The sequence below is a fragment of the Ralstonia nicotianae genome (genome assembly GCF_018243235.1).
GTDB lineage: Bacteria > Pseudomonadota > Gammaproteobacteria > Burkholderiales > Burkholderiaceae > Ralstonia > Ralstonia nicotianae.
The window spans coordinates 1093298-1112438 of the sequence record NZ_CP046675.1 but is presented as its reverse complement, the minus strand read 5'-3'; the positions used below and the strand labels follow the sequence as shown (position 1 = coordinate 1112438).

Genomic DNA, 19141 nt, shown 5'->3' with positions numbered 1-19141 from the left:
AGAGCGCGCAGCCTACGAGCCGCGCCGTTTCTGACGCAGTACCAGACCGACGGGACGGACCATGAGCAAGTCCAGCACGCCGACCTTCATTGTGATCCGGCGCAACAAGAAGGGCGGGCACGGCCACCACGGTGGCGCGTGGAAGATCGCCTACGCCGATTTCGTGACCGCCATGATGGCGTTCTTCCTGCTGATGTGGCTGCTGAGTTCGGTGACCAAGGCCGAGCTCTCGTCGGTCGAGACGTATTTCCGCACGCCGCTGAAGGTGGCGCTGTTCGGCGGTGCGGGTTCGGGCGATCAGTCGAGCATTCTGCAGGGCAGTCCAGCCATCAAGCAGAACATGCCGCAGCCGAACCCGAGCCCGTCGCAGACGGTGCAGCGCCAGCGCAATATCCGCGACGAAAGCGATGACGCGGCGCTCAACAAGCTCAAGCAGCACATCATGGAAATGATCGAGTCGAACCCGGTGATGAACCAGTTCAAGCACCAGCTGCTGATCGACATGACCAGCGAGGGTTTGCGCATCCAGATCGTCGACCAGCAGAACCGCCCGATGTTCGCCAACGCCAGTGCCGAGGTGCAGCCCTACATGCGCACCATCCTGCGCGAGCTGGGCGTGGCGCTGAATGACGTGCCCAACCCGATCAGCCTGTCGGGCCACACCGACGCCACGCAGTACGCCACGCAGAACGGCTACAGCAACTGGGAACTGTCGGCCGACCGCGCCAATGCCTCGCGCCGCGAACTGATCGCCGGCGGCATGAAGCCGGAGAAGGTGGCCCGCGTGGTGGGCCTGGAAGCGTCGGTGCCGCTGGACAAGACCGATGCGTTCAACCCGATCAACCGCCGCATCAGCATCGTCGTGCTCAACAACCGCACGGCCAACGCGGTGCGCGCCGGCGGCATCGAGCCGACCGCCGAGCTGCACAACGATGGCAAGGACACCCTGACCGACGCCGCCGCGCGTGCCACCGGCGTGGCCGAAGCGGTGGGCGCGAAGCCGTGACACGAGACGTAGAGAGCCGCCAGAGCCGAGGGAGAGAGCAGCCCATGAGCGAAAAACACATCCTGGTCGTGGACGATTCCACGTCGATCCGCCGCATGATCGCCACCTGCCTGCGCGCGTGCGGCTTTGCCGTGACGGAGGCCACCGATGGCGCCGCCGCGCTGGAAGCCGTGCAGCGGCAGGCCGACGGCAGCCACCACCTCGTGATCACCGATCAGGTGATGCCGGCGATGGACGGCCTGACGCTGATCCGCGCGCTGCGCACGCTGCCGGCCTATGCCGACACGCCGATCCTGATGCTGACCACCGAGGCCGACAGCACCATTCGCGACCAGGCGCGCGCCGCCGGCGCGACGGGCTTCTTGCCCAAGCCTTTCGATCCGGACGGTCTGACGGACTCCGTGATGCAATTGCTCGAATGGCACGCGCAGACCCACGGGTCCGCGTCCACGCATTAACCGACCGGGACAACCGACATGAATCTCGATCTCAGCCAGTTTTTCGGCGCCTTCTTTGAAGAAGCGGAAGAGCTGCTCGTCGACATGGAGCGGCTGCTGCTCGATCTCGACGTCGCCAACCCATCCTCTGACGACCTGAACGCCATCTTCCGTTGCGCGCACTCCATCAAGGGCGGCGCGGCAACGTTCGGATTCACGCACATGACGGAATTGACGCATGTGCTCGAATCGATTCTGGATCGCGCACGCACGGGCACGCTGCAGCTGCGCGAGAACATGGTGGACGCCTTCCTGGAAACGAAAGACGTGTTGAAAAGCCAACTTGAAGCCTACCGGCACGAGCACCCGATCGATACCGCCACGCTCGAATACATGGTGGCGAAGCTCAACAGCCTGACCGCCGAGGACGGCGCGCCGGCAACGGCTGCGGCGCCGGCCGCCGCGGCACCCGCTGCCGCACCGGCCGCCGCTGCCGCCGAGCCGCAAGCGCCGGCACCGGCCGCCACCGAGCCGCCGATCGGCGCGATCGATGGCGGGCTGGACGTCAAGCTGGTCAACGTATCCGACGAGGATTGCGAGCTGATCGTCACCGAGCTCAAGCATCTCGGCACGGTGCTGCGCCACGCGCGCAGCGGCCGCAACAGCGACATCGTGCTGCAGAGCACCTGCACGCCCGACGACATCATCGCCGTGAGCTGCTTCATCATCGACGCCGACCAGATCGTCATCGCGCCGCATGTGGCGGACCCGGCGTCGGCGGCCGTTGCGCCGGCCGCTCCGGCGGCCGTGGCCGAAGCCGCCGTGGCCGCGCCGGCGCCGGCCGCCGCGCAGACCACCGCCCATGCGCCGGCGGCCAACGAAGCCGCGCGTCCACCCGCGTCCGCCGCGCCGGCGCCGTCGCGTCCGGCCGCCGCCGAGAAGCCGGCGGTCGCGGCCGAGACGTCGATTCGCGTGGGCGTGGAGAAGGTCGATCAGCTCATCAACCTGGTGGGCGAGCTCGTCATCACGCAGGCGATGCTGGCGCAGACCGCGTCGGCATTCGACCCGGTGCTCAACGAGCGGCTGTTTTCGGGGCTGTCGCAGCTCACGCGCAATGCGCGCGACCTGCAGGAAGCCGCCATGTCCATCCGCATGATGCCGATGGACTATGTGTTCAACCGCTTCCCGCGCCTGGTGCGCGACCTTGCGCACAAGCTGGGCAAGCAGGTCGAGCTGTCGACCTTCGGTAAATCGACCGAGCTGGACAAGGGCCTGATCGAGCGCATCATCGATCCGCTTACGCACCTGGTGCGCAACAGCCTGGATCACGGCATCGAGAAGCCGGAGGCCCGCGTGGCCAATGGCAAGGACGCCACCGGCCAGCTGCTGCTGTCCGCCGCGCACCAGGGCGGCAACATCGTGATCGAGGTGAGCGACGACGGCCAGGGCCTGAACCGCGACAAGATTCTCAAGAAGGCGCGCGAGCGCGGCCTGCCGGTGTCGGACAACATGACCGACGACGAGATCAACCAGCTGATCTTTGCGCCGGGCTTCTCCACCGCCGACCAGGTGACCGACGTGTCGGGCCGCGGTGTCGGCATGGACGTGGTCAAGCAGAACATCCAGTCGATGGGCGGCTATGTCGAGATCCAGTCGCACGCTGGCCGTGGCACCACGATCCGCATCGTGCTGCCGCTGACGCTGGCGATCCTGGACGGCATGTCGGTCAAGACCGGCGACGAGGTGTTCATCCTGCCGCTGTCGTGCGTGGCCGAATCGCTGCAGCCGCGTCCGGAAGACATCAAGGCGGTGCCCGGCGGCGGGCGCCTGCTCAAGGTGCGCAACGAATACCTGACGCTGGTGCCGCTGTACGAGCGCTTCCGCATCACGCCGTCGATTGCCGATCCGTCCGAGGGCATCGTGGTGATCCTGGATTCCGAAGGCAAGAAGATCGCCTTGCAGATCGACGAGCTGGTCGGCCAGCAGCAGGTGGTGGTCAAGAACCTGGAAACCAATTACCGCAAGGTGTCGGGCATCTCGGGCGCGACCATCCTGGGCGACGGCAGCGTGGCGCTGATCATCGACGTGTCGGCGCTGATGCGCGAGACCCGCGCGGGCCATTCAGAAAGCGCCGTGCGCGCCGTTAGTGCCGAGAAGCCGGAGATGACAAGCGCGCCAGCGGACGGCCGGTTCTCGACCGAGGCGATGGCCGCCGCGTGAGCGGACGCCTCGCCTGAACGGAACATCACCTACTCAATCTAGTGACGGCAACGAGCCGAGGGAGCCGCAATGGAAGTCAAGAAACACGCGATCGGTGAAGAGACCGGCGGGGAAGAATACCTGGCCTTCACCCTGGGTCGCGAGGAATACGGCATCGACATCCTGAAGGTCCAGGAGATCCGCGGCTACGAGACCGTGACGCGCATCGCCAACGCGCCCGAGTTCATCAAGGGCGTGATCAACCTGCGCGGGATCATCGTGCCGATCGTCGACCTGCGCATCAAGTTCGAGCTGGAGCGCGTCGAGTACAACCAGTACACCGTCGTCATCATCCTGAACCTGACCGATCGCGTGGTCGGCATCGTGGTGGACGGCGTGTCGGACGTGCTGACGCTGCAGAGCCAGCAGATCAAGCCGGCGCCGGAGTTCTCGGGCGCGCTGGACACGGAATACATCCGTGGCCTGGGTTCGATCGATGAGCGCATGCTGATCCTGGTGGACATCGAGAAGCTGCTGATGTCGGCCGACATGGCGCTGTGCGACGAAGCCGAAGCGGCCTGACGCACCGATCGACACAACGAACGGCCGGGGCGTCCGCAATATCGCGCCGGCCTGCATAGTTCCGGACAGCGGCATGCCCGCGATCCGGAGAGCGGCCAGACACCAGGCCGGCGCCGAGCGAGGTGCCGGGACGATATACGGTGCATTCGCTCGCAGGGGGAGGGAATCATGTTCCGCGGAATGACCATCCGGCTCCGACTGGCGCTGATGATGGCGGGTGTTGCCGTGCTCGCCGTTGTCATCGGGACGACCGGTCTGCTCGGCATGCGCCACGCCAACACGCGTGTGCAGGCGACCTATGAAATGCAATTGGCGGGCGCCGTGGCGCTGGCCGAGTCCGATGCGAGCATGCTGAGCTTTCGCCTCGTGCTCGACCGGGCCGCCATGGATATCAAGGCGCCGAGCCTGGGCAAGACCCTCGAGCGCGCCCGGATGTTTCTCGCCAAGTCCGACGCATCCTGGAAGCGCTACCGCGCCCTGCCGTCCACGCCCGACGAACGCAAGCTGGCCGACGAGGCCGACGCGCTGCGCACGGTGTTCCTGCGCGACGGCGCCCAGGCGCTGATGCAGGCCATCCAGGCCGGCGATGCCGGGCGCACCAGCCAGACGGTGATGGAGGCGATGCCGGCCCTGTATCGGCCGCTGGGCGACAAGGTGACAGCGCTGTCGCGCATGCAGATGGAGATTGCCCGCGCCAGCTACGAAGCCGGCCAGCGCGAGCACGATGGCCTGAGCGCCCTGACCGCCGCGCTGCTGCTGGTCGGCATCGTGGGGGGCGGGCTGCTGACCTGGTCGCTGCGGCGCTCGATCACGGTGCCGCTGAACCGCGCCATCGAGCAGGCCGAACACATCACCCGGGGCGACCTGACGCACGCGATCCACGTCGATCGCGCCGATGAGACCGGTCGCATGCTGCTGGCCCTGCAGCGGATGCAGGAGAGCCTGCAGGGCATGGTCGGCCAGGTGCGGACCGGATCGGATGCGATCGCCAGCGCCACGCAGCAGATTGCGGCGGGCAATGCCGACCTGTCGCAGCGCACCGAACAGCAGGCCTCGTCGCTCGAGGAAACGGCGTCGAGCATGGAGCAGCTGACCGGCATGGTGAAGCAGAACGCCGACAGCGCGCGGCAGGCGAGCACGCTGGCGGTCAATGCCTCGGACATCGCGGTCAAGGGCGGCGAAGTGGTCGGTCGCGTGGTTGAGACCATGGCCGGCATCCACGACAGCAGCAGGAAGATCGCCGACATCATCGGCGTGATCGAAGGGATTGCATTCCAGACCAACATCCTGGCGCTGAACGCGGCGGTGGAAGCGGCCCGGGCCGGCGAGCAGGGCCGGGGGTTTGCGGTGGTGGCGGGCGAGGTGCGCAGCCTGGCGCAGCGCTCGGCGGGCGCGGCCAAGGAGATCAAGATGCTGATCTCGGACTCGGTCGGCCGGGTCGAGAGCGGCACCACGCTGGTGGCCGAGGCCGGCACCGTCATCGATGAAGTGGTCGTGGCCGTGAAGCGCGTGACCGGCATCATGGGCGAGATCTCCGCCGCGTCGGACGCACAGAGCGAGGGTATCGCCCAGGTCAACCAGGCCGTGACCCAGATGGACGAGGCCACGCAGCAGAACGCGGCACTGGTGGAGCAGGCGGCTGCGGCGGCCATGTCGCTGCAGGAGCAGGCCGATGGCCTGCGCGGTACGGTGGCGGCTTTCCGCACCCGCGCGGATGCGCCGGCGCAGACCGTGGCGCGCCCCGCGCGGCCCGCCGCCGCCCCGGTGAAGGCGCCGGCGCGGGCTACCGCACTCGCGCGGCGGCCGGCACCGAAGGCCGCCGTGGCGCGGCCGCCGGCCACAGCGAGTTCAAACGAACAACAGCGTACGCGTCAGGCAGCGGCCAAGGCCGTTGTACCGGCGCCGAAGAAGCAAGCGCCCAAGCTCGTCGCGGCAGGAGGCGACGAAAGCGACTGGGAAACCTTTTAACCATGTATGCACGGGATCTCCGCTGCTCGCGAAAGCTCTCTCGTGTGTGTTTGTGGTGTGCAGCCTGCCCTTCGGGGCAGGTTTTTTTTTGCCTGAGCCGGCCGCGCCGCCGGGAACCGGGGCGATCCCCCTCCCCGGCGGCGCGGCGCTGAGGCGGTCCATACAGGGGCCGCTCCCGGTGCGCGTTGGCGCAAGCACCGGGGCATGAAAAAAGAGAGAAGAGGCGGTGGCCGTGGCGTCGGTTGCCCTGGCCGTGCGCGGCGTCGTGCGGCCGGAGAAGGTGGTCGGCCCGGTTCGCGCGGTGGCGCGCGCTATCGCCGCGTCGCCTGGCCAAGGCCGGTGGCGCGTCCGGTGCAGTGGCGCCTGTTCCGAACGCGGTTGCGGAAAAGAAAGGGGATATGGAATCACATTCTGCGGCCCACCAGGGGTGTTGGCCGCAGTTTCGGCGATGGGAGCAGCGCCAGCTCTCAAGCTGGCGCTGCCTTCTGCCGATGAAGAGGCTTGAAGCACTTTCTGAGGGGCGCGCCCGGAGACGGCGCGGCCCCGGTAGCAAGGTGGCCCGCCGGTCGGATACCTGCGGGCGCCGGGACTCGCGCAATTACGGGGTAGTTCACCATGGCACAGACATTGGCGCCAGTTTCGCCGACGCTCGCGTCGCGCGAGTTTTCGTTCACGGCGGAAGATTTCGCCCGCATCCGCAGCCTGATCTATCGCCGCGTCGGCATTTCGCTGTCCGACCGCAAGAGCGAGATGGTCTACAGCCGCCTGGCGCGGCGGCTGCGCATCGTCAACATCGCTTCGTTCCGCGATTACCTGGACGCGCTGGAGAACGGTCACCTGCCAGACGAGTGGGAGGCCTTCACCAATGCGCTCACCACCAACCTGACCGCGTTCTTCCGCGAGCAGCATCATTTCCCGATCCTGGCCGAGCACGCCAAGGCCAAGCGCACGCCGTTCTCTGTCTGGTGCTCGGCCTCCTCGACGGGGGAGGAGCCTTATTCGATTGCGATCACGCTGGCGGAGACCTTCGGCTCGATGTCGCCGGGGCAGGTGAGCGTGGTCGCCTCCGATGTGGATACCAATGCCCTGGCGCGCGCCCGCGCCGGCATCTACCCGATGGAGCGCGTGTCGGCGCTGTCCGCCGACCGGCTCAAGAAGTATTTCCTGCGCGGCACCGGCAAGCAGGAAGGCTATGCCCGCGTGCGGCCCGAGCTGCAGGCGATGATCGACTTCCGCCAGATCAACCTGCTCGACCGCGACTGGCCGCTCACGCAGAAGTTCGACGTGATCTTCTGCCGCAACGTGATGATCTATTTCGACAAGCCGACCCAGGCCAAGATCCTGGAGCACTTCGTCGACGTGATGAAGCCGGACGGCCTGCTGTTCGCCGGCCATTCGGAGAGCTTCCTGCAGGTGACCAAGGCGTGGTCGCTGCGCGGCAAGACGGTCTACGAAATCGCGCCGGAGATCCGCGCGAAGCTGGGGGCACGATGATCGAGTTCGGCAAGAAGGCGGTGCCGCGCGCGGCCATGCCCGATACCGTGCGCAGCGACAGCGGCATGACCGCCGGCGCCATGGCGACGCTGGCGCAGTCGGCCGCCAGCACCCACGCCTATTACGACACCACCTTCAGCCGCCGCGCCATGAAGGTGCTGCCCGGCGAGTACTACGTCACCACCGAAGACCTGATGCTGGTGACAGTGCTCGGCTCGTGCGTCTCGGCCTGCGTGCGCGACAAGCTCCTCGGCATCGGCGGCATGAACCATTTCATGCTGCCCTCGCGCAACGAGTCGGAGTCGATCCTGTCGCCGTCGATGCGCTACGGCACGCACGCCATGGAAGTGCTGCTCAACCAGCTGTACCGGGCCGGCGCCCGGCGCGAGCACCTGGAGATCAAGGTGTTCGGCGGCGCGGCCGTGCTGGCCGGCATGAGCACGCTGGACGTGGGCGAGCGCAACGGCAAGTTCGTGCTCGAATTCCTGCGCAGCGAAGGGCTGCCGGTGGCGGCCAAGGATCTCTTCGACGTGCATCCGCGCAAGGTCTATTTCGTGCCGTCCACCGGCCAGATCATGGTGCGCAAGCTGCGCTCGCAAGGGTCGGCGGCCGAGCTGGACAGCGAAGCGCAATACGCGAGCAAGCTGTCCAGGTCCATCGCGGACAAGCCGGCTTCGCGCCTGCAACTGTTTACGTAATCCCTGTACTTGCCCCCGATATGAACGAAAAACGCAAGATCCAGGTGCTGTGCATCGACGATTCCGCACTGATCCGCAGCATTCTGAAGGAGATCATCAACGCCCAGCCGGACATGGAGGTGGTCGGCGTCGCGCCGGACCCGATCATCGCGCGCGACCTGATCAAGCAGACCAACCCTGACGTGCTGACCCTCGATGTCGAAATGCCGAAGATGGACGGCCTCGACTTCCTGGAAAAGCTCATGCGCCTGCGCCCGACGCCGGTGGTGATGATCTCGTCGCTGACCGAGCGCGGCTCCGAGGCCACGCTGCGCGCGCTGGAGCTGGGCGCGGTCGATTTCGTCGCCAAGCCCAAGCTGGGCATGCGCGACGGCATGAACGAATACGCCGACCAGATCGCCGACAAGATCCGCGCGGCGGCCCGGGCCCGGCTGCGTCCGCGCACGGCGTCGCCGGCCCCGGCCCCGGCCGCGGCGTCGCCGGCGCATGTCGTCCATACCGCCCACGCTGCTCATGCGCGTCCCGAGCACGACGCGGCGGCGGTGCCGGCGCCGGCCCGTACCCATTTCTCGTCGACGGAGAAGCTGATCATCGTCGGCGCGTCCACCGGCGGCACCGAGGCCATCAAGGATTTCCTGCTGGAGATGCCGCCCGACTGTCCCGGCATCCTGATCGTGCAGCACATGCCGGCCGGCTTCACCACGTCGTTCGCCAAGCGGCTGGACGGCCTGTGCCGCATCCGCGTCAAGGAGGCCGTGCACGGCGAGCGCGTGCTGCCGGGCCACGCCTACATCGCCCCGGGCGACATGCACCTGTCGCTGGGCCGCAGCGGCGCCAACTATGTGACCGAGCTGGACCAGAACCCGCCGGTCAACCGCCACCGCCCGGCGGTGGATGTGCTGTTCCGCTCGGCGGCGCGCAATGCCGGCGCCAACGCGCTGGGCGTGATCCTGACCGGCATGGGCAAGGACGGCGCCGCCGGCATGCTGGAGATGCGCAACGCCGGCGCCTACAACGTGGCCCAGGACGAGGCCTCCTGCGTGGTCTACGGCATGCCCAAGGAAGCCGTGGCCCATGGCGGCGTGCATGAAATCCTGCCGCTGCACCAGATCGGGCCGCACGTGCTGGCCAGGCTGTCGGCGCATGGCCGGGTGACCCGCGTGTAAGCGCGTTGCCGACAGCGTGGTCGCGGGCGCAGCGGTCGGGCGCCCGGATGGCCCCGCGCGCACCCGGTGGCACACGCCAGGCGGGCCGCGCTCAAGAATCGGGGCTGTGGGCCGATAAGACTGCCAGGTATGCCGAAAACCCCCCATTTCAGTTAGTTTGCGGAGATTGTGTCCATGGACAAGAGCCAGTACCGATTCCTCGTCGTCGATGATTTCCCGACGATGCGCCGGATCGTGCGTAACCTGCTCAAAGAGCTCGGTTTCGCCAACGTCGACGAGGCCGAGGACGGTGCCGCCGGCCTGGCCAAGGTCAAGGAAGGCCGGTTCGATTTTGTGATTTCGGACTGGAACATGCCCAACATGGATGGCCTGCAGATGCTGCAGGGCATCCGTGCCGATCCCAACCCCGGCATCAACAAGCTGCCGGTGCTGATGGTGACGGCCGAGGCCAAGAAGGAGAACATCATCGCGGCCGCCCAGGCCGGCGCCAACGGCTACGTGGTGAAGCCGTTCACCGCGGCCACGCTGGACGAAAAGCTGGGCAAGATCTTCGAGAAGATCGAAAAGGGGGCGTAATGAGCGAGATGAGCGACGGCGCCCGCGCAGGCGCCGACAAGACGGCTGCTGCACCGGAAGGGATGCCCGACATGCTGCAGCGGATCGGGCACCTGACCCGCATGCTGCACGAGAGCATGCGCGAGCTGGGCCTGGACAAGGGCGTGGAGAAGGCGGCCTCGGCCATTCCCGACGCGCGCGACCGCCTGAACTACATCGCCAACATGACCGAGCAGGCGGCCACCCGCGTGCTCAACGCCATCGACGCGGCGCGCCCGGTGCAGGACCAGCTCGAAGGCGAGGCCGAGGAGCTCGTCACGCGCTGGCAATCCTGGATGGACCGCCAGCTGGGCGATGATGAGATCCGCAGCCTGGTCGAGATCACCAATGGCTTCCTGCGCAGCGTCCCGCAAAAAACGCGCGACACCAACCATCAACTGATGGAGATCCTGATGGCCCAGGATTTCCAGGACCTGACCGGCCAGGTGATCAAGAAGGTGCTGGATGTCGTCCAACTGATCGAGAGCCAACTGGTGGGCATCCTGCTCGACAACGCGCCCGAGCATCTGCGCGTGGAGGTGGGGTCGTCCCTGCTCAATGGCCCGCAGATCAATCCTGATCATCCGGATGTGGTCGCCAACCAGGAGCAGGTCGACGATCTGCTGGCGAGCCTCGGCTTCTGATCCGGCTGCTGCCCGGCTTGCCGTGCCGCCCGACGCCCGCCTACCCGGCGGGCGTTGTCGTTTCCGGGCCCAGGCTCACGCCTCCTGCCGGTACGGCGTCATCGCTGCCTGGGCGGCCATGCGTACCGCCGCGTTGGCCGCGCCGAAGCCGGCGTAGCCGTCGCGCTGCACCAGCTCGAAGAAGAAGCGGTCGTGGAAGGGCACGGTGTAGGCGTGCAGGAATTCGCCGTGGGGGTCGCGGTCGTACAGCACCGCCGCGTCGCGCAGCGCCTCGACCTGTTCGGCGGACAGCGGGTGGCGCGCTTCGAGGTCGTCGTAGTAGTTCTCGGGAATGTGCAGCAGCCGCGCGCCGCCCTGCACCACATCGGCCAGCGTTTCCAGGATGCGCGGCGTGCCCAGCGCGATGTGCTGGATGCCCGCGCCGGCATAGGCCGACACCAGCCGCCCCGTCGACGTCCGCCCGCTTTCGCTCACCGAGAGCGGCAGGCGCAGCGCGCCGTCGGCGCTGACCATGGCGCGGCTGCGCACCAGGCCGTAGGGATCGGGAATCTCCTGCAGGGCCAGCGGTTGCAGGCCCAGCACGGCGCGGTAGAACAGCACGAAGGTGTCCATGCGGTGCGCGGGCAGCGCCTGGGCGATGTGGTCGAGGCGGTAGGGCGGCTCGTTGCCGGACTCGCCGGCTGCGGGCGGCGGCTTGAGGAGGAAATCGTCGTCGTAGATGGTGCGCGGGCCGTCGCCGTCCACCAGGTACATCAGCATGCCGTCGGGCGTGCGCAGCGCGGGGATGCGCCGCTCGTTGGCGCCGATGCGCTCCTGCCACTCGCGGCACAGCAGCGCGCGGGCGCGGGCCAGGGCGCGCCGGGCATCGTCCACGCGCAGTCCGATCGCGCACACCGACGGGCCGTGCAGCGCGAAATGCTCGGCGGCGGCGCTGTCCTGCTCGCTGTTGAGGATCAGGTTGACGCTGCCCTGCCGGTACAGGTCTACCGCCTTGGAGCGGTGCCGGCCGGCGTGGCGGAAGCCGAGCGCCTTGACCTGCGCGGCCAGCGCCAGCCCGGTGCGGTAGTCCACCGCAAACTCGAGGAACTCCACGCCGCCGAAGCGCGGCGGCGCCGGCAGGGTGTCGGCGCCGCATTCGGCCTCCAGCCAGATCAGCGAGCGCAGGCCGTCCATCGCGGTCTGGCGGGCCGGCGCGGCGCGGAATTCGTCGTTGAAGACCTCCAGCGACAGCGGCCCGCGATAGCCGCAGTCGATGACCTTGCGCGTGAAGGCGACGACCGGCAGTTCACCCTGGCCGGGGAAGTTGCGGTAGTGGCGGCTCCACGACAGCGCATCCATCGACAGGCGCGGCGCGTCGGCCAGCTGCACGAAGGCGAGCTTGTCGGCGCTCACGTCTTCCAGCCCGTCGAGCGTGTCGCCCACCGATAGCGTGTGGAAGCTGTCGAGGATCAGCCCCAGCGCCGGGTGGTCCGCCCGGCGGACGATCTCCCACGCCTGCCGCCAGCGGTTGACGTGGCGGCCCCACGCCAGCGCCTCGAAGCCGACCCGCAGCCCGCGCCGCGCCGCGCGCTCGGCCATCTCGGCGAGGTCGGCGGCGGCGCGCGCGGGGTCGGGCAGCGCGTGTTCCTGCGTGTTGCTGCACACCAGCACGAGGCCGGTGCCCAGTTCCTGCATCAGGTCGAACTTGCGCTCGGCGCGGGCCAGGGCGCGCTCGCGCAGCGCGTCGGGCATGCCTTCGAAATCCCGGAAGGGCTGGAAGAGGGTGATCTCCAGCCCCAGGTCGCGCACGATGCGGCGGACGTCTGCGGGGGTGCCGTCGAAGGTCAGCAGATCATGCTCGAACAGTTCGACGCCGTCGAAGCCGGCGGCCGCGGCGGCTTCCAGTTTCTCGGGCAGCGTGCCCGACAGCGACACGGTGGCGATCGATTTGCGGAAGGGAAAGGCAGGGGAAGGCATGCACAGGCTCCGTCAGAATTTGTGCCGCAGCCCCGCCATCACACCCAGCCGGCTGCTGTAGCCGAACAAGGGCGTGGCGAAGCCGGGCACTGAGGCGAGCGTCGCCCAGGCACCGCGCACCGAGGTGTAGTCGACGCTGGCGTAGACGTCGGTGCGTTTGGAGAGGCTGTAGTCGAGCGCGGCCGCGCCGGTGAAGCGGTTGCCGCTGTCGCCCTGGTGCCGGACGCGGTCGGCGGTGAGCGTGGTGATGAAGGCCAGCGCCGGCGTGAGCGGCACCCTGGCGCCGATGTAGACGGCGCGGTTGCGGTAGTCCGCCATGTCGAGCGCGCTGCTGGTGAAGCCGAAGTACAGCGTCGACTTGCCGAGCAGGTACGTGCCGCCCGCCGACCACACGTTCTGCCGGCTGGCCGGGATCGACAGGCCGAAGAAGCCGGTGGTGACGTCGCGCGACTGCTGGAACACGCCGGCCAGCATCAGCGGCCCCTGCGCATAGATGAGCGCGGCGGCCGCCGTCGACCCGGCGCGCGTGGAGCCCGGCACTTCGCCGAAGGTATAGGCGAGCTCGGTCTGCCACGGGCCCAGCGTGTAGGTGTACTTGAGCAGGTTGTCCTGGCGCAGGCCGGTGTAGTTGCCGCCCTGGTAGCCGACGATGGAGACGTTGGCCAGCGCCATGGCCTCGTAGCTGCTCATCACGTCGTGTGCCACGGTGTACTGGCGGCCCAGCGTGAGGGTGCCCCAGTCGCCCTTGAGGCCGACCAGCGCGGTGCGGCCGAACAGCCGTCCGCCCTGCAGGCTGGTGCCGGTGTCGGGGCTGAACCCGGACTCCAGCTGCGCGAAGGCCTTGCGGCCGCCGCCCAGGTCTTCATCGGCGCGCAGGCCCCAGCGGCTGCCGGTCAGCAGGCCCTCGGCCATCTGCAGCTTGCCCGAGCCGTTGGCGTTTTCGTGCGTGGTGTAGCGCACGCTGGTGTCGATCAGGCCGTACAGCGTCACGCTGCTCTGCGCGTGGGCCGTGCCCGCCAATGCCAGGGCGCCCGCGGCGCACATCCAGTGCTTCATCGTCTCCTCCTTGTATTGCGCCCGCATTTGTCGATTGACAGGCCGGCGTCTTGTGGTAACGTAAACGTACTAGTTCGTACAAAATGAGTCAAGCAAGCAATCCGCAGGAGACCAGACATGCATGACGACCTCCGCCCCTCGCTGCTGGCCGGGCTGATCGGCGCGGGCATCCAGCGCTCGCTGTCGCCGGCCATGCACCAGCAGGAAGGCGACGCGCAGGGGCTGCGCTACGTGTACAAGCGCATCGACCTGGAGGCGCTGGGCCTGACGCCCGATGCGCTGCCGGAACTGCTCACGGCCGCCGAGCGCTTCGGCTTCGCCGGGCTCAACATCACGCACCCGTGCAAGCAGCGTGTGCTGCACTATCTCGATGACCTGTCGGACGATGCCCGCGCGCTGGGCGCCGTCAACACCGTGGTCTTCGACAACGGCCGCCGCATCGGCCACAACACCGACTGGTGGGGCTTTGCCGAGAGCTTCAAGCGCGGCCTGCCCGGTGCGCCGATGGGGCAGGTGGTGCAGCTCGGCGCGGGCGGCGCCGGCGCGGCGGTGGCGCACGCGATGCTGACGCTGGGCGCGCAGTCGCTGACGCTGTTCGATGTGGAGCCGGAGCGCGCGCGGCAACTGGCCGCGTCGCTGTGCGGGCGCTTCGGCCCGGGCCGCGTGCAGGCCGGCACCGACCTGGCCGCGGCGATGGCGGCGGCCGACGGCATGGTCCACGCAACGCCCACCGGCATGGCCGGCCACCCCGGCCTGCCGCTGCCGCCCGATCTGCTGCAGTCGCGGCACTGGGTGGCCGAGATCGTCTACTTTCCGCTGGAGACCGAACTGCTGCGGCGCGCGCGCGCGCTCGGCTGCCGCACGCTCGACGGCGGCGGCATGGCCGTGTTCCAGGCGGTGGGCGCGTTCGAGCTGTTCACCGGCATCGCGCCGAATGCGCACCGGATGCTGGCCCACTTTGCCGCGCTGCAGGATGCCGAGGCAACGGCGCATGCCGGCGCCACAGACCCTCACGGCGTCGCGCGACCGGGCATCGGTCTCGCTGCCGTTGCGCTCGGACGCTGAGTTTGTTCGCGGCCGTCGCCGACGGCTGCGCGCGAATGCCGTGGCCAACCGGCCTCGGCGTGGGTGAGGCCCGCTTGCCGCGGGCCCCGCACCCGAACCCAAAAAAGCCAAGAGGCCGGACACCGGCCCGACAGGAGACTGAAGTGACATCCATTCTGGTATTGAACGGCCCCAACCTGAACCTGCTCGGCACCCGTGAACCCGCCATCTACGGCCACGAAACGCTGGCCGACGTCGAGCGCCTCTGCCGCGAGGAGGGCGAGCGCCTCGGCCATGCCGTCGCCTGCCGGCAGTCCAACCACGAAGGCCAACTGATCGACTGGATCCACGAAGCCGGCCAAGCCTGCGCGCGCGGCGAGCTGCTCGGCATCGTGCTCAACGCCGGGGCGCTGACGCACACCTCGCTGGCGCTGCACGACGCCATCAAGGGCGCCAGCGTGCCGGTGATCGAGTACCACATCTCGAACGTGCATGCGCGCGAGCCTTTTCGCCACCACTCGTGGATCGCGCCGGCGGCCCGCGCGGTGATGGCGGGGCTCGGTGTGGCGGGCTATGCGCTGGCGCTGCGCGCGCTGGTGCTGGTCGCGCCGCCGCGTCAGGCGGCTTGATTCCCGGCGCCCGGCGCGCCACGCTTCCCTTCAACGACAGAACGACGGGGCCCACCCCGCACGGACGGAGACAACCATGTCCATCAACAAGGAAACGCTGCCGCTGGCGGCATGCGGCACGTCCATCGGCGACAAGATCCGCGCGGCGCTTGCCGTCGGCCGCGTGCGCTGGAGCATGCTGGCGCTGGTGTTCTTTGCCACCACGCTCAACTACATCGATCGGGCGGCGCTCGGTGTGCTGCAGCCCATCCTCTCCCAGGCCATGCACTGGACGGCGGAGGACTACGCCAACATCAACTTCTGGTTCCAGGTCGGCTATGCGATCGGGTTTGCCGCGCAGGGCCGCTTCATCGACAAGGTGGGCGTGCGGCGCGCCTTCCTGCTGGCGGTGCTGCTGTGGAGCGTGGCGGCCGGCGCGCACGGGCTGGTATCGTCGGCGGTCGGCTTCATGGTCTGCCGCTTCTTCCTGGGCCTGACCGAGGCGGCCAACTACCCGGCGTGCGTGAAGGCCACGCGGCTGTGGTTCCCGGCCGGCGAGCGCGCCATGGCCACCGGCATCTTCAACGCGGGCACCAACGTCGGCGCCATGCTCACGCCGCTGATGCTGCCGCTGATCCTGCAGGTGTGGGGCTGGCGCGCGGTGTTCTTCGTGGTGGCGGCGCTGGGCATCGTCTGGGCGGTGTTCTGGCTGCGCAACTACTTCAACCCGGATGCGCATCCGGGCGTGGGCGCCGCGGAGCTGGCCTACATCCGCGAAACCGCCGAGCCGCCGGCGCAGCGGGTGCCGTATGCGCGCATCCTGCGCATGCGCGGCACCTGGGCGTTCGCGCTGGCCTTTGCGATCACCGCGCCGGTGTTCTGGTTCTACCTGTACTGGCTGCCGCCGTTCCTGAACCAGCAGTACAAGCTGGGCATCAGCGTCACGCAGATCGGGCTGCCGCTGCTGGTGATCTACTTCACGGCGGACATCGGCAGCATCGCGGGCGGGGCGCTGTCGTCGTGGATGATCGGGCGGGGCATGGCGGCGGTGCGCGCCCGGCTGCTGTCGATGCTGATCTGCGCGCTGTGCATCGTGCCGGTGGTGCTCGCGGTGTCGGCCGACAGCCTGTGGGAAGCGGTGATCGCCATCGCGCTGGCGGTGGGCGCGCACCAGGCCTGGACGGCCAACATCTGGAGCCTGGTGATGGACTACACGCCCAAGCAGGTGGTCAGCTCGGTGTTCGGCTTCGGCGGCATGGTGGGCGCCGTCGGCGGGATGTTCATGACGCAGCTGGTCGGCTATGTGCTGACCGTCACGCACAACCGCTACGAAGTGCTGTTCATCATGATCCCCAGCCTGTACTTCATCGCGCTGACGTGGCTGCATTTCATGGCGCCGCGCCGGGTGGAGCAGGACGCCTGAGTGCCCGGGACCGCTCCGCCGCTCAGGCGGTGGCGGGGCCGCCGTCCTCCAGGTAGCGGATGACGGCATCGCACAGCATCTGCTTGTGGCGCGCCCGGGTCTTGGGCGTGCCCAGCTTCTGGCCGAAGGCCGTCTCCAGCGTGGCGCGGTTGGACACCCGGAAGAAGCAGAACGACGTGATCAGCAGGTGCAGGTCCAGCGCCTGCACGTCGGCGCGAAACCGGCCCGCCGCGCGCCCGCGCTCCAGCAGCGACTGGATGGTCTCGACGATGGTCACGTTCAGGTTGGCGATGGTCTTCGATTGCGCCAGGTGCCGCGCGTTGTGGATGTTCTCCACCGCCACCAGCCGGACGAACTCCGGGTGGCTTTCCTCGTAGTCGAAGGTGGCGCCGATCAGCGCGCGCATGGCCGCCTCGGGGTCCATGTCGGAGAGCTGCAGCGAGCTCTCGAACGCGCGGATCTCTTCGTATTTCTTCTCCAGCACGGCCAGGTACAGCCCTTCCTTGCTGCCGAAGTAGTAATAGATCATGCGCTTGGTGGTGCGCGTGCGCTCGGCGATCATGTCGACGCGCGCGCCGCTGAAGCCCTGCTCGGCGAACTCCTCGGTGGCGACGGCGAGGATGTCGGCGCGGGTGCGTTCGGGATCGTTCTTGCGCTTGGGGCGGGCGGGGGCCGCGGTGTCGGCGGGTTGGGCCATGGTGGGTCGGATCGTACGGGAGCCGCGTGGCATTGGAACTAACCGGCGAGTATAACGGCCGCATCCGCCAGGGTGCTGCCGGGGTGGCCTGGCCGATGCCGGCTTTTTGCCGATAAGCCGGCTCCGGAGGGGCTTTTTCCGCGCTTCGGTGGGGCGGCGGGGGTTCGATAATGCGACCGTCGGCCAGTGGGCCGGCGCGTTGTTCCGTGTTCCCGTTCCCTAGCCCCGCGCAGCCCCGGCATGTCCGAAGACAGCGATCTCGAAAAGACCGAACCCGCCTCAGCGAGGCGCCTCGAGCAGGCGCGCGAGGAAGGCGACGTTCCCCAATCGCGGGAGCTGGTCTCGTTCGTCCTGCTGGCGACCGGCGCGCTCGGGCTGTGGGTGATGGGCGAGTCGATCGTGCGGACGGCGTCGTCGTTCCTGGCGCGCTGCCTGGAGTTCCACCGCTACGACTACACCCGCGCGCAGGAGCAGTGGCAGTACGTCGGCGCCCAGTTCGGCCCGCTCGCCATGGTGCTGGCCGGGCTGATCCTGATGCTGGTGCTGGCGGCGCTGTCGCCGCTGGCGCTGACGCGCGGGGCGGTTTCCTTCAAGCCGCTGACACCCGACATCACCCGGCTGATCGGGATGCACGGTCTCAAGCGCATGTTTTCCGTGCAGGGGCTGCTGGAGCTGCCGCGCCTGCTGGCCAAGCTGGTGCTGGTGGGCGGCGTCGGCTGGTGGCTGATCCTGCACTATCGCGATGACTTCGTGGAGCTGCCGCGCCAGGACCTGGTTGCCGGCATGCGCGACACCATGCACGTGGCCGGCGTGGCCTTCCTGTGCATGGCCGGCGTGATGCTGCTGGTGGCGGCGGTGGATGTGCCGCTGGCGCTGTGGCAATACGCCCGCAAGCACCGCATGACCAAGGAAGAGGTGCGCAAGGAGCACCGCGAGTCCGAAGGCGACCCGCAGCTCAAGGGCCGCATCCGCGCCATGCAGCGCCAGGCGGCCCAGCGCCGCATGATGGCCGACCTGCCCAAGGCGGACGTGATCGTCACCAACCCGACGCACTATGCGGTGGCGCTGCGCTACTCCGAGCAGGAGGGCGGCGCGCCGCGCGTGCTGGCCAAGGGCGCCGACATGGTGGCCGCCAAGATCCGCGAGCTGGGCGCCGAGCACAAGATTCCCATGCTCGAAGCGCCACCCCTGGCGCGTGCGCTGTACCGCCACACCGAGATCGGCCACCAGATTCCGGCGGCGCTGTATGCGGCCGTGGCCGAGGTGCTGGCCTACGTCTACCAGCTGCGCCGCGTGCGCACCCACGGCGGCCGCGCGCCGGTGCGGCCCACCGACCTGCCGGTGCCGGCCGACATGGACCCGGGGCCGCAGCCGGGCCCGGACGACGATCCGGACACGGCCTGAGCCGCGCGCGGCGCTGACGGTCGCGGCGGCACCGACGGCCGCTTCCGTACCCTCCAGTTGTGGGGTATATCGCAGAAAAGCCACCTTTTGGGTGGCTTTCTCACGCCTTCGATCAGGCGCACTCCCCGGCAAGATGGCATCCATCGAAAAGCCGCGCCGCCACCG

At 68.5% G+C, this 19141-nt stretch carries 17 protein-coding genes; 14 read left to right on the top strand and 3 right to left on the bottom strand.

What is annotated here, in order from left to right; genetic code table 11:
• Positions 1-61: 61 nt before the first annotated feature.
• The 10 genes from motB to cheZ all read left to right on the top strand — a co-directional run bounded on the left by motB (position 62) and on the right by cheZ (position 10788).
• Positions 62-1006, top strand: a complete 945-nt coding sequence (motB, locus tag GO999_RS20970) for a flagellar motor protein MotB (protein WP_011004660.1) — start codon at positions 62-64, stop codon at positions 1004-1006.
• 44 nt (positions 1007-1050) lie between these two features.
• Positions 1051-1464 carry a response regulator gene (locus tag GO999_RS20965; protein WP_011004659.1) on the top strand — a complete coding sequence of 138 codons (414 nt, stop codon included), beginning with the start codon at positions 1051-1053 and terminating at the stop codon, positions 1462-1464.
• An 18-nt stretch (positions 1465-1482) separates the two neighbouring features.
• Entirely contained in the window at positions 1483-3663 is a 2181-nt protein-coding gene (gene cheA / locus GO999_RS20960) for a chemotaxis protein CheA (protein ID WP_011004658.1), read from the top strand.
• A 69-nt stretch (positions 3664-3732) separates the two neighbouring features.
• Positions 3733-4224, top strand: coding sequence for a chemotaxis protein CheW (locus tag GO999_RS20955; RefSeq protein ID WP_011004657.1), 492 nt, complete (start codon positions 3733-3735; stop codon positions 4222-4224).
• A gap of 168 nt (positions 4225-4392) precedes the next feature.
• Complete coding sequence (locus GO999_RS20950; RefSeq protein WP_211906817.1) at positions 4393-6192, top strand: methyl-accepting chemotaxis protein; 1800 nt, start codon at positions 4393-4395, stop codon at positions 6190-6192.
• Between the two features lie 615 nt (positions 6193-6807).
• Positions 6808-7686 carry a CheR family methyltransferase gene (locus GO999_RS20945; RefSeq protein WP_011004655.1) on the top strand — a complete coding sequence of 293 codons (879 nt, stop codon included), beginning with the start codon at positions 6808-6810 and terminating at the stop codon, positions 7684-7686.
• Between the two features lie 80 nt (positions 7687-7766).
• Positions 7767-8384, top strand: a complete 618-nt coding sequence (gene cheD, locus GO999_RS20940; protein WP_038938507.1) for a chemoreceptor glutamine deamidase CheD — start codon at positions 7767-7769, stop codon at positions 8382-8384.
• Positions 8385-8404: 20 nt separating this feature from the next.
• Complete coding sequence (gene cheB, locus GO999_RS20935) at positions 8405-9550, top strand: protein-glutamate methylesterase/protein-glutamine glutaminase (RefSeq protein ID WP_165591817.1); 1146 nt, start codon at positions 8405-8407, stop codon at positions 9548-9550.
• A gap of 174 nt (positions 9551-9724) precedes the next feature.
• Complete coding sequence (gene cheY, locus GO999_RS20930) at positions 9725-10126, top strand: chemotaxis response regulator CheY (RefSeq protein WP_011004652.1); 402 nt, start codon at positions 9725-9727, stop codon at positions 10124-10126.
• Positions 10126-10788, top strand: a complete 663-nt coding sequence (gene cheZ, locus GO999_RS20925) for a protein phosphatase CheZ (RefSeq protein ID WP_011004651.1) — start codon at positions 10126-10128, stop codon at positions 10786-10788. Before cheY ends, cheZ begins: the two co-directional genes overlap by 1 nt.
• A 75-nt stretch (positions 10789-10863) precedes the next feature.
• Here cheZ and GO999_RS20920 read toward each other — a convergent pair whose 3' ends face one another.
• Together GO999_RS20920 and GO999_RS20915 are read right to left on the bottom strand one after the other, a co-directional pair.
• Positions 10864-12744 carry a bifunctional sugar phosphate isomerase/epimerase/4-hydroxyphenylpyruvate dioxygenase family protein gene (locus GO999_RS20920; RefSeq protein WP_211906816.1) on the bottom strand — a complete coding sequence of 627 codons (1881 nt, stop codon included), beginning with the start codon at positions 12742-12744 and terminating at the stop codon, positions 10864-10866.
• 12 nt (positions 12745-12756) lie between these two features.
• The gene (locus GO999_RS20915; RefSeq protein ID WP_211906815.1) at positions 12757-13800 is read right to left on the bottom strand and encodes a porin; all 1044 of its coding nucleotides are present in this window, start codon (positions 13798-13800) and stop codon (positions 12757-12759) included.
• A 117-nt stretch (positions 13801-13917) separates the two neighbouring features.
• Between GO999_RS20915 and GO999_RS20910 the strand changes: the two genes are divergently transcribed.
• The 3 genes from GO999_RS20910 (at position 13918) to GO999_RS20900 (ending at position 16875) form a co-directional block, all read left to right on the top strand.
• The gene (locus GO999_RS20910; RefSeq protein ID WP_211906814.1) at positions 13918-14865 is read left to right on the top strand and encodes a shikimate dehydrogenase; all 948 of its coding nucleotides are present in this window, start codon (positions 13918-13920) and stop codon (positions 14863-14865) included.
• A 143-nt stretch (positions 14866-15008) separates the two neighbouring features.
• Positions 15009-15473, top strand: coding sequence for a type II 3-dehydroquinate dehydratase (aroQ, locus tag GO999_RS20905; protein ID WP_019719943.1), 465 nt, complete (start codon positions 15009-15011; stop codon positions 15471-15473).
• 76 nt (positions 15474-15549) lie between these two features.
• Entirely contained in the window at positions 15550-16875 is a 1326-nt protein-coding gene (locus GO999_RS20900) for an MFS transporter (protein ID WP_165591820.1), read from the top strand.
• A 22-nt stretch (positions 16876-16897) separates the two neighbouring features.
• Here the strand turns inward: GO999_RS20900 and GO999_RS20895 are convergent, their stop codons facing one another.
• Complete coding sequence (locus GO999_RS20895; RefSeq protein WP_211906813.1) at positions 16898-17572, bottom strand: TetR/AcrR family transcriptional regulator; 675 nt, start codon at positions 17570-17572, stop codon at positions 16898-16900.
• A 240-nt stretch (positions 17573-17812) separates the two neighbouring features.
• On the opposite strand from GO999_RS20895, the gene flhB reads away from it, so the two are divergent.
• The gene (flhB, locus tag GO999_RS20890) at positions 17813-18976 is read left to right on the top strand and encodes a flagellar biosynthesis protein FlhB (protein ID WP_071013941.1); all 1164 of its coding nucleotides are present in this window, start codon (positions 17813-17815) and stop codon (positions 18974-18976) included.
• Positions 18977-19141: the final 165 nt, after the last annotated feature.

Coding starts and splice junctions, on each gene's coding strand:
- GO999_RS20915 (WP_211906815.1), bottom strand. CDS start 13,800: ATGAAGCACTGGATGTGCGCCGCGGGCGCCCTGGCATTGGCGGGCACG.
- GO999_RS20895 (WP_211906813.1), bottom strand. CDS start 17,572: ATGGCCCAACCCGCCGACACCGCGGCCCCCGCCCGCCCCAAGCGCAAG.
- GO999_RS20965 (WP_011004659.1), top strand. CDS start 1,051: ATGAGCGAAAAACACATCCTGGTCGTGGACGATTCCACGTCGATCCGC.
- cheZ (WP_011004651.1), top strand. CDS start 10,126: ATGAGCGAGATGAGCGACGGCGCCCGCGCAGGCGCCGACAAGACGGCT.
- GO999_RS20910 (WP_211906814.1), top strand. CDS start 13,918: ATGCATGACGACCTCCGCCCCTCGCTGCTGGCCGGGCTGATCGGCGCG.
- cheA (WP_011004658.1), top strand. CDS start 1,483: ATGAATCTCGATCTCAGCCAGTTTTTCGGCGCCTTCTTTGAAGAAGCG.
- GO999_RS20900 (WP_165591820.1), top strand. CDS start 15,550: ATGTCCATCAACAAGGAAACGCTGCCGCTGGCGGCATGCGGCACGTCC.
- cheD (WP_038938507.1), top strand. CDS start 7,767: ATGGCGACGCTGGCGCAGTCGGCCGCCAGCACCCACGCCTATTACGAC.
- flhB (WP_071013941.1), top strand. CDS start 17,813: ATGTCCGAAGACAGCGATCTCGAAAAGACCGAACCCGCCTCAGCGAGG.
- cheY (WP_011004652.1), top strand. CDS start 9,725: ATGGACAAGAGCCAGTACCGATTCCTCGTCGTCGATGATTTCCCGACG.
- GO999_RS20950 (WP_211906817.1), top strand. CDS start 4,393: ATGTTCCGCGGAATGACCATCCGGCTCCGACTGGCGCTGATGATGGCG.
- cheB (WP_165591817.1), top strand. CDS start 8,405: ATGAACGAAAAACGCAAGATCCAGGTGCTGTGCATCGACGATTCCGCA.
- GO999_RS20945 (WP_011004655.1), top strand. CDS start 6,808: ATGGCACAGACATTGGCGCCAGTTTCGCCGACGCTCGCGTCGCGCGAG.
- GO999_RS20920 (WP_211906816.1), bottom strand. CDS start 12,744: ATGCCTTCCCCTGCCTTTCCCTTCCGCAAATCGATCGCCACCGTGTCG.
- motB (WP_011004660.1), top strand. CDS start 62: ATGAGCAAGTCCAGCACGCCGACCTTCATTGTGATCCGGCGCAACAAG.
- GO999_RS20955 (WP_011004657.1), top strand. CDS start 3,733: ATGGAAGTCAAGAAACACGCGATCGGTGAAGAGACCGGCGGGGAAGAA.